Origin of the sequence: Sulfurimonas sp. (assembly GCF_028694895.1) — a bacterium.
Lineage (GTDB): Bacteria > Campylobacterota > Campylobacteria > Campylobacterales > Sulfurimonadaceae > Sulfurimonas.
Window position 1 is genome coordinate 1 of the sequence record NZ_JAQVKA010000154.1, and the last position, 2734, is coordinate 2734.

Consider the following 2734-nt stretch of genomic DNA (forward strand, 5'->3'; position numbering starts at 1 on the left):
CTTGTAGCTCCAACATTTTCAGCGAGCATTGAGATAAGCAGAGTTTTATTTCCCATTCTAGCAGATGCCAAAGAAGCCTCAACCCCCGCATGACCGCCACCGATAATAATTACATCATAATTCATATTAGTTCCATATATTTGTATAAACAATTTTTAAAATTATAGCTAGAAGTTTTTAAAATCTCTCAGCGTTACATGTAGTAGCTAAAGATAAATCTAACAGGTTTTGTTAAATTGAGTAATTCAGAATTAATATAGATTTGATTACAATTTCAAAAAGATTATATGTGGGGTTAGAAGTATGAATACTATTACTGTTCTTGCTGTTGATGATGAGCCATTTAACTTAGATTTAATAGAACTAGCGTTTATGGATATAGAAAATATGAACCTAATTAAGGCTATAAACGGGCAAGATGCTTTAGACAAACTTCAACATATAAATGCAAATGTTATACTCCTAGACCTTAGAATGCCTGTAATGGATGGCTTTGCAATGCTAGAAAAAGTAAAAAAAGACCCCATTTACTCAAAAATTCCAGTAATTATTGTGACTGCAAACTCTGAAGAGAAAAACAGAGCCTTAGCGCTTGGCGCAAATGATTTTTTAGCAAAACCAGTCGATACAGTAGAGTTAAAACTGCGAACATTAAACTATACAAAACTTCATAAGAGTCAAGTAGCGCTTGAGGAGTTGAACAAAAATTTAGATAAATTGGTTATTCAGAGAACAGCTCAACTACATGTAGCACTCCAACTTGCTCAAGAGACGGAGTATGAAGTATCTCTAAGGCTTGGTATGGCTAGTGAGTATAGAGATTTAGAAACAGGTATGCACATCAAGCGAATCAGCCACTACTCTGCACTGTTAGGAAAACTCTCTGGCATGGACGAGGAGCAGGAGAGACTACTTCTATACTCTTCTCCACTGCATGATATTGGTAAAATAGGGATTCCTGATGCAATTTTACTAAAGCATGGAAAGCTCGATGACAAAGAGTTTAAGCTAATGAAAGAGCATACTACTATCGGCGGATTAATGCTTAAAGATGGAGAGAGATACCCTATTATAAAAGCTGGGCAAATTATTGCACAACAGCATCATGAAAAATATGATGGTTCTGGTTATCCATTAGGTCTTAAGGGTGAGGAGATACATATATACGCAAGAATAGTATCAATTGTTGATGTATTTGATGCTTTATCATCAAAAAGAATTTATAAAGATGCTTTCCCACTAGAGAAGACCATAGAGATTATGAAAGATGGAGCTCGAACCCATTTTGACCCAATATTGCTAAATCTTTTTATTGATAACTTAGATAAATTTTTAGAGATAAGAGATAGTTTTACAGATGTCGATGAAACACCACATTTAATCAACCTAATAGAGGAGTATAGATGAAATTTTTACTAGTTGAAGATGAAGAGTTTAACCTCATCGTACTTGAAGAGATGATAAAAATATCATATCCAGATGTAGAGATAGTAACAGCAAACAATGGGCAAGAAGCCTATGAAATGCTACAAACAAACTCTTTTGATTTAATTTTAAGCGATATAAATATGCCAATTATGGATGGTTATACATTCATAAAGAAGATAAAAGATGAACTACAGTTACAAACACCAACTATTGCAGTAACTGCTTTTGCCATACAAGGCGACAAAGAAAAATTGCTGATGGCTGGATTTAATGGCTATATATCTAAGCCAATAGATATGATGGAATTGCATAAAATATTAGAAATATCTCTTTTAGTCTAAATTATGAATTTTTTAAATATTAAATATAAACTTCTATCTCTTTCCATTGCACTAATATTCTTAACAATAATAATCTCCCTTATGATTCTCTCACAGAACCTAAATGAGAAAAGGAATTATGAGCTTACAAAACGCTATATCTTGGAATCAAGTGTTATATCAAAAGTTATCCACTATATGCAGATAGAGAGAGGTTTAAGTAGTGGTTTTTTAGCAAAAGAGAGCTTAGATAAAGTAGATTCAAAACTACTCTTAGCAAAAAAAAATTTAAATGAAGCCATAAATGAAGCAAGAGATATATACAAAAAAAATCACTTTTCTAAAGATGAAAATTTATTAAAGCTGCTAAATGAGATAGAAATAGATAGAAAAAATATTGATTTACATAATCAAAATACAACTAACATGCAAAACTACTACTCACAAAAGATTGAGTCACTTCTCTATTATATTGCAACTATTCCAACTTTTATGAATGATAGAGAAAACAGAAATTTTGTGCAAGCTTTAGTCTATCTATCCAGCGCCAAAGAGTCTCTTGGGATTATTCGAGCTACTTTGACTAGAGTTTTTATAGAGAATAAACTCTCTACAAACGATTATGCAACCATGAAAGGAGCTTTTAAAAACTACAATCACAATCTCAATATATTTAAAAATAGTGTATCTGATGAGTTTTTAAAACAGTTTAAAGAGGTTTTTAAAGGCAGTTATATAGATAATACATTTGCTATTATCAAGCTTGCAATTGCTGATGTTGATAGCAAGCAAGGCTTTAAAACAGACTCAGATTATTGGTTTGAGCAATCTTCTCAAACTATAAATCTTTTGAATAAGGTAGAGAAAAATCTTTTTGCACATGTAAATAGAGCAATAGATGGCGAACTAAACACTATTTTTTATAAGTTAGCACTACTAACTCTCTTTTGGATAATCGGAATTATCACACTTATTAGTATAACTCT

4 protein-coding genes are annotated in these 2734 nt (G+C 31.9%); 3 read left to right on the forward strand and 1 reads right to left on the reverse strand.

Annotated features, from left to right (window positions below; genetic code table 11):
• A partial coding sequence (locus tag PHI38_RS10160) for an FAD-dependent oxidoreductase (protein ID WP_277059650.1) occupies positions 1 to 125 on the reverse strand: 125 nt, incomplete at its 3' end.
• Between the two features lie 178 nt (positions 126 to 303).
• On the opposite strand from PHI38_RS10160, the gene PHI38_RS10165 reads away from it, so the two are divergent.
• From PHI38_RS10165 to PHI38_RS10175, 3 genes are all read left to right on the forward strand, one after another.
• On the forward strand, positions 304 to 1407 hold the full coding sequence (locus tag PHI38_RS10165) for an HD domain-containing phosphohydrolase (protein WP_299855764.1): 1104 nt from the start codon (positions 304 to 306) through the stop codon (positions 1405 to 1407).
• Positions 1404 to 1769, forward strand: a complete 366-nt coding sequence (locus tag PHI38_RS10170; RefSeq protein ID WP_299855766.1) for a response regulator — start codon at positions 1404 to 1406, stop codon at positions 1767 to 1769. Before PHI38_RS10165 ends, PHI38_RS10170 begins: the two co-directional genes overlap by 4 nt.
• 3 nt (positions 1770 to 1772) lie before the next feature.
• Positions 1773 to 2734, forward strand: a 962-nt coding sequence (locus tag PHI38_RS10175; protein ID WP_299855767.1) for a nitrate- and nitrite sensing domain-containing protein, incomplete at its 3' end; no start/stop codon positions are given.